Source organism: Janthinobacterium sp. HH104 (assembly GCF_001758715.1).
GTDB classification, from domain to species: Bacteria; Pseudomonadota; Gammaproteobacteria; order Burkholderiales; family Burkholderiaceae_D; genus Janthinobacterium; species Janthinobacterium aestuarii.
On record NZ_LRIB01000007.1, the window covers coordinates 1 to 6,846 of the forward strand.

Genomic DNA, 6,846 nt, shown 5'->3' on the forward strand with positions numbered 1-6,846 from the left:
TCGATAGCGGACGTACCCAGTCCGTGATGTTCGGTATCGCGATGCCGCTCAAGTAGCGTTGTGAATCAAGGAAGTGACGCCGCGGGGCGGGAGCCGGTGCTTCCGCCCCGCGGCGCATGTGGCGCCTGGTTTTTCATGTCATTGCCGTGCCAGGGCGGCAATGATTCCATTAGAATCAGGCATCGTCTTCACCACACTGCTTACGGAATGGAATACCTGGAATGATGACTGTCCTGACCCTTGAACATTTTGCCGAGCGCATCAACGAGACGTTTATTGCGGCCAGTGACGGCAATGCCGCCTTTGTCCTGAAGGAAGTGCAGCCGCTGCCGTCAGCGACCCTGGAGGGCTTGATGCGCAAGCCGTTCAGTCTGCTGTTTCACCATAGCTCCCCCATCCTGTTCAGCCAGAAAATCTTCCAGATGCAGCATGAGGCGTTTGGCGAGGTGGGTATCTTTTTGGTGCCGGTGGCGCGTGACAGCCACGGCTTTCTGTACCAGGCAGTATTCAACTGAGGCCGGTACGCGAGAAGGGCAGGGCGGCACCGCGCTGGCGCCGCCTGCCTGGATGAATCCAACTTAGTCGAATGACGGGAATTCGCCTTGCAGCGCGATGCAGAAATTCAACGCCAGCATCGGCTGGCGGTTTTCGTGCGCCTGGCCGCCACCGGCACTACCGATCGCGGCCGGGGACAGCGATACATTGGGTGGCGTTGCCGGCACGAACGCGGACGTGCCGCCAAGGGCAATCAAGCCATCGCCCGGAAGCGGTGTGTTGTGCTGCAGGGCGGCGGTGGGCTGGCGGTACACATTGAGTTGGTGGGCGTGGTTCGGCATTTCCGTGGTGTTCAACGTGACGCTGTTGGTGCCGAAGGTCTCGCCCATCACGCGCGGCGTCAGGCCCGGCCCCTGGCCCTGGCTGCACGGCGCGCGTCCCGTGAAGTTGGGCAACTGGAAGGTCGTGGTCCCATTGCCGCCATACTGCGTGCCGATCAAGGAAAACAGCGCGCTGTATTGCTGGATTTGCAGGGTGGCGCCATTGCAGCTGGCCCATCCGTAAGGTGTGAAATTGAAGCCGAAGACTTGTATTTCGCCAAGGTATGGTGAGGTCACGGTAGGTTCTCCTGATCGATTTTAGGGGCTGCGCTTGCGTGCCGGCTGTTATTGCGGCGATGGGAAAATGCCTGCCCATGCGATGCAAAAGGACGCTGTCAGGGTTGGCATGGTGTTCTCGTGCGGCAGGTTGCCGCCTGTCGCGCCCGTGGCGGCGCTTGCCAGTGCATAGGCGGTCAGGCCGGTCAGGTCGCTCGTGTACATCTTGTCGTTATTCGACGGGGCAGTCAGCAGCAGGTTGGCCGCCGGCACGTTCGAGGTCGCCAGGGTGCTGTTCACACTGAACGGGTGCGTATGCAAAGGAAGCTGGGTCGGCAGCAGGGTCACCGATTCGCTGCCGCTTCGTTGCCCGAGGGGACGGTTGCTCAGGCCGGGGCCGGTACCCATGTGTAGAGGGACCTGGCCGCGCAGGTCGGGCACGGCGAAGGTGTTGACGCCGTCGCCGCCGTAGGTGGTACCCAGCAGGGCGAACAGGACTTCATTCTCTGCGATCGATTTCAGGCTGCCGTCGCAGGCGAACCAGCCGCTGGGAATGCGGGAAAAGGCAAACAGGCGAATTTCGCCGACATAGGGTGTGGTCATGACTATGCTCCGTAAGAGGTGGCGGATTCGTTAGTTGCGCGACGGGAAGATACCGCTCAAAGCGATATTGAAGTTGATGACCGAGAACGGCTGCATGTTGGGATGCGTCTGGTTGCCGCCGGCCAACGCCAAGGTCTGGCTGGACAGGGTCACTTGCGGCCCCGCCGAACCGTAGATGGATTCCGCGCCACTGCCGCCAAACAGGGTATTGGTGGGGTTTTTCGAGGTGCCCGGCGTCGTCACCGCATTGGCCGCATGCGTGTGCGGCGGAATTTGGGTCGGTAGCAAGGTGACAGCCTCCTGCCCCGCCCGTGTACCGATCTGGTATGGCGATGGTTGCCACGCGCCATCGGCCGAAGTACCCGCGCCAACCGGGGTACAGCCTTGCAAGTTAGGCAAGGCAAAGGTGTTACTGCCGTTCCCCCCGTAAGCGGTACCCAGCAGTGCAAACAGCGCCTGATTCTGCGCAATGGGCAGCAATTGCCCGTTACATGCTGCAAAGCCACGCGGCGCAAAATTGAAGCCGCCCATCATGATTTGTCCTAGATACACATCAGCCATCATCGTTCTCCCACGGTTGGAATGCAGCTCAATGGCAAACGAATAATATTTTCCATTTGCAATCAATGTTGCGTTTTAAAAAACCCTTTTTGTTATAGTTACTTTATTGAAATCTCGGAGTAGCATACGTTGTCATATGGCAAGCGTCAACATATGTTGGCACTGTAGAAGAGCCCTGAATGGGCAGCGCTGACGGCCTGAGATCACCTTCATTTTTGTCTGAAAAACTCTGTATTGGAGAAACTATGTCGCGTATTTGCAACGACATCATCGGCCGTCCGGCACTTTCTTTTCTGCTCGCCTTGTTTGCTGGAAATCGGAAACGAATGTCGGATCGCGGCGCCAGCGGGACGTTGTTAGCTTGCCGTCTCGGGCAGTGGTTCGCTGCGCTGTGCCTGCTGATGCTGGCGTTCGTCGCCAATCCTGCGCAGGCCGTGCCGAGCGTGAAATGTACGGCCAGCCAGAGTTTTTCAGTCGCCTCGGGCGGCTCGCATATCATCGACCTGTCGTCCTGCAGCGGATTCGGCCTGATTGACAATAACGCGACGCCCTTGCACGGCACGATTACAGGCCTCGTCAATAACAGCGATGGCATCGCCACCTATATCAACAATGGCGACGGGGCGCTGTCCGACAGTTTTATCCTGCTCGACGAGGATAGCAAGGAGGTGACTTTCACCGTGACAGTCGCGCCCGCGGCGGCTGCCTTTACGGTGTTGCCGGGCAGTTTGACCGCGCCCGTGATTGGCACACCTTACAGCCAGACCATGTCGTCGAGTGGCGGCATCGCTCCATACACCTATGTGCTCGATTCCGGCACCTTGCCACCCGGTATCAGCGTATCGCCGAGCGGCGTGATTTCCGGCACCGTGACGGCTACCGGCGCCTATGTGTTCGGCGTCAAGGTTACCGACTCGACCCCGGGCACGCCGCAGGTGGTCATCAAGAACTATTCCGTGTCGATCGCCGTACCGATCTTGTCCATCACCCCCACCACCCTGACGGCGGGAGGCTTGGCGACGCCCTATAGCCAGCAGATGTCGACCGCGAATGGCACCGCGCCCTATACCTATGTGGTGGAGTCGGGTGCCTTGCCCACGGGCCTGAACATGTCGAGCAGCGGCCTGCTTTCGGGCACGCCCACCGCCCTGGGTACCTATAACTTTGTGATCAAATCCACCGATGTCACGGGCGGCAATGGACCGTACAACACGTCCAGAAGCTATTCCCTGGTGATCAATGCCCAGCCGCCGCCGACCATCACAGGCGTGACGCCTGCGTCCGGCCCCAGCACTGGCGGCACGGCTGTCACCATTACCGGTACCGGCTTTACGGGCGTCACGGCGCTGAAGTTTGGCGCCAACAATGGCGTCGCCATTACCGTCGTCAACGCCACGACCATGACCGCCACGTCGCCAGCCGGCGTCGCCGGCACCGTGAACGTCACCGTCACCGCCAGCGGCGGCACCAGCGCCACCGGCGCCGCCAACCAGTTCACGTATATTCCTGCGCCGACGGTCACCAGCATTTCGCCCACGGCAGGTTCCACCGCCGGCGGCACCAGCGTCACCATCACGGGCACGGGCTTTACGGGCGCCACGGCCGTGACCTTCGGCGCCACGGCAGCGACCGGCTTTACGGTCAACAGCGCCACGCAGATCACGGCGACGGCACCGAGTGGCAGCGGCACGGTCGACGTACGCGTGACCACGACGGGCGGCACCAGCGCCACCAGCGCGGCGGACCAGTTTACCTATGTGGCGGCGCCGACGGTGACGAGCATTTCGCCCACGGCCGGCCCGGCCACTGGCGGCGGCACCGTCACCATCACCGGTACGGGTTTTAGCGGCACGACGGCGGTGACCTTCGGCGCCACGTCGGCGACGGGCTTTACCGTCAACAGCGCCACGCAGATCACGGCGACGGCGCCAGCGGGCACGGGTACCGTGGATGTGCGCGTGAGCACGGCCGGCGGCACCAGCGCCACCAGCGCCGCCGATCAATTTACCTATGTGGCCGCACCAGTGGTGAGCAGCATTTCGCCCACCGCCGGCACAACTGCCGGCGGCACCACGGTCATCATTACAGGCACGGGCTTTAGCGGCACGACGGCCGTGACCTTCGGCGCCACGGCGGCGACCGGCTACACGGTCAACAGCGCTACGCAGATCACGGCGACGGCGCCGGCGGGCGTTGCTGGCACGGTCAACGTGCGCGTTACTTCGGCCGGCGGCACCAGCGCCACCGGCGCCGGGAATCAGTACACCTACGCGGCAGTGCCGGCGGTGACGAGCATTTCGCCCGCTGCCGGTCCGGTTACCGGCGGCACGAGCGTCACCATCACGGGCTCGGGCTTTACGGGCGCCACGGCCGTGACCTTTGGCGCCACGGCGGCGACTGGCTACACGGTCAACAGCGCCACGCAGATCACGGCCACGGCGCCAGCCGGCAGCGCCGGCACGGTCGATGTGCGCGTCACGACGACGGGTGGCACCAGCGCGACCAGCGCGGCGGACCAGTTCACGTACGTGGCGGCACCGGTGGTCAGCAGCATTTCGCCGACGGCGGGGCCCACGACGGGCGGCACCACGGTCATCATCACCGGCACGGGTTTTGCCAGTACGACGGGGGTGACCTTTGGCGCCACGGCGGCCACCGGCTTTACCGTCAATAGCGCCTCGCAGATCACGGCAACGGCGCCGGCCGGCACGGGCACGGTCGATGTGCGCATCACCACGGTTGGAGGCACCAGTGCCACCAGCGCGGCGGACCAGTTCACGTATGTGGGTGCACCGGTGGTGAGCGGTATTTCCCCCACCTTTGGTCCCACAGCCGGTGGCGCCAGCGTCACCATCACCGGTGCGAATCTTAGCGGCGCGACGGCGGTAACGTTCGGCGCTACGGCAGCGACCGGCTTTACGGTCAACAGCGCTTCGCAAATCACGGCGACGGCGCCCGCCGGCACGGGCACGGTCGATGTGCGCGTGACCACGATTGGCGGCACCAGCGCCGCCGGTGCGGCGGACCAGTTCACTTATGTGGCGGTGCCCGTTGCCGGCGCAGTCAGTGCGACGGTGGCGTACAGCAGCAGCGCCAATCCGATCACCCTGGTCTTGAGCGGCGGTGCCGCCACCTCGGTGGCTGTGGCGTCCGCTGCATCGCATGGCACGGCGACGGCCAGCGGCACCAGCATCACCTACACGCCGACGGCAGGTTATGGCGGCAGCGACAGCTTTACCTACACGGCCACTAATGGCAGTGGCACGTCGGCACCGGCCACCGTGACGATCACCGTCGGTGCGCCGACCTTGACGGTCGCGCCAGCAACCGTGCCCGGCGCAGCAATCGGTGCTGCATACAGCCAGAGCATCAGCGCAGCGAACGGCTTGGCGCCATATGCGTACGCGATCAGCGCCGGTGCCTTGCCGGCTGGCCTGAGCTTGTCCAGCGCCGGTGTGCTGTCGGGTACGCCAACGGCGGGCGGTACCTTCAACTTTACCGTGCTCGCCACGGACAGTTCGACGGGCAGCGGCCCGTATTCGGGCGCACGCGCCTATTCGCTGACGGTAGCGGCGCCGACGATCAGCATCGCGCCTGCAAGTCTGCCGGCAATGACCACTGGCGTCGCCTTCAGCCAGGGTATCAGCGCCACCGGCGGCACGGCGGCATATAACTATGCCGTCAGCGCTGGCAGCCTGCCAGCGGGACTGAGCCTGGCGCCGGACGGTACCTTGTCCGGCACGCCGACGGCGATCGGTGCGTATAACTTTACCGTTACCGCCACCGACAGCAGCACGGGTGCCGGCGCCCCTTTCACTGGTTCGCGTGCCTATTCCGGCACGGTGGTGGTGGCGGCTCCAGTGGCCGGCGCCGTCAGCGCCACGGTGGCGTACGGCAGCAGCGCCAATCCAATCACCCTGAACCTGAGCGGCGGCGCGGCGGTGTCGGTCGCGGTGGCATCCGCTGCATCGCATGGCACGGCGACGGCCAGCGGCACGAGCATCAGCTACACGCCGACGGCAGGTTATGGCGGTCCCGATAGCTTTACCTATACGGTTACCAACGCCAGCGGCACGTCGGCACCGGCCACCGTGACGGTGACGGTGGGTATTCCCAATATCAGCCTGACGCCGGCCACCCTGCCCAATGCGACGGCGGAAGCGGCTTACACAGCAACCTTGACGGCGGCCGGCGGCACGGCGCCATACACCTTCAGCGTGGCCAGCGGTACCTTGCCGGCCGGCTTGAGCCTGAACGCATCGACCGGCGTGGTGTCCGGTACGACCAATGTGGCGGGCAGCTTCCCTGTCAGCATCAAGGTTATGGACAGCAGCACGGGGGCAGGGGCGCCGTTCAGCGCTACCAACAGCTACACCTTGAGCGTTGCCGCCCCCGTAATCGTGGTGACGCCAAGCACCTTGCCGGCGCCGAAAGTGGCCACGGCATACAGCCAGCAATTGGCGGCCAGCGGGGGCATCGCTCCGTATGCGTATACGGTATCGAGCGGTAACCTGCCAGCGGGCCTGACCTTGAACAGCAGCGGTTTGCTCAGCGGTACGCCAACGGCGGCCGGCAGTTTTACGTTGACCGT

The 6,846-nt window shown here is 63.9% G+C and carries 5 protein-coding genes and 1 pseudogene; 2 read left to right on the forward strand and 4 right to left on the reverse strand.

From position 1 onward, the window contains the following. The first annotated feature begins 221 nt into the window (after positions 1-221). The gene (locus JAB6_RS00635; RefSeq protein ID WP_254671396.1) at positions 222-515 is read left to right on the forward strand and encodes a hypothetical protein; all 294 of its coding nucleotides are present in this window, start codon (positions 222-224) and stop codon (positions 513-515) included. A 63-nt stretch (positions 516-578) separates the two neighbouring features. Here the strand turns inward: JAB6_RS00635 and JAB6_RS00640 are convergent, their stop codons facing one another. The 4 genes and pseudogenes from JAB6_RS00640 to JAB6_RS29620 form a co-directional block, all read right to left on the reverse strand. Then, positions 579-1,112, reverse strand: a complete 534-nt coding sequence (locus JAB6_RS00640; protein ID WP_070300985.1) for a phage tail protein — start codon at positions 1,110-1,112, stop codon at positions 579-581. A 48-nt stretch (positions 1,113-1,160) separates the two neighbouring features. Next, complete coding sequence (locus JAB6_RS00645; RefSeq protein WP_034752120.1) at positions 1,161-1,694, reverse strand: phage tail protein; 534 nt, start codon at positions 1,692-1,694, stop codon at positions 1,161-1,163. A gap of 30 nt (positions 1,695-1,724) precedes the next feature. Beyond that, positions 1,725-1,982 (reverse strand): phage tail protein, encoded by a 258-nt coding sequence (locus JAB6_RS29615; RefSeq protein ID WP_254671398.1) that lies wholly within the window; start codon positions 1,980-1,982, stop codon positions 1,725-1,727. 99 nt (positions 1,983-2,081) lie between these two features. Beyond that, a pseudogene (locus tag JAB6_RS29620) lies at positions 2,082-2,258 on the reverse strand (phage tail protein); the annotation flags it as partial. 323 nt (positions 2,259-2,581) lie between these two features. Between JAB6_RS29620 and JAB6_RS00655 the strand changes: the two are divergent. Next, a partial coding sequence (locus JAB6_RS00655; protein ID WP_070300987.1) for an IPT/TIG domain-containing protein occupies positions 2,582-6,846 on the forward strand: 4,265 nt, incomplete at its 3' end.

What these genes read in the sequence shown, in the direction of transcription:
- JAB6_RS00635 (WP_254671396.1), top strand. Translation starts at nt 222, where the DNA reads ATGATGACTGTCCTGACCCTTGAACATTTTGCCGAGCGCATCAACGAG.
- JAB6_RS00645 (WP_034752120.1), bottom strand. Translation starts at nt 1,694, where the DNA reads ATGACCACACCCTATGTCGGCGAAATTCGCCTGTTTGCCTTTTCCCGC.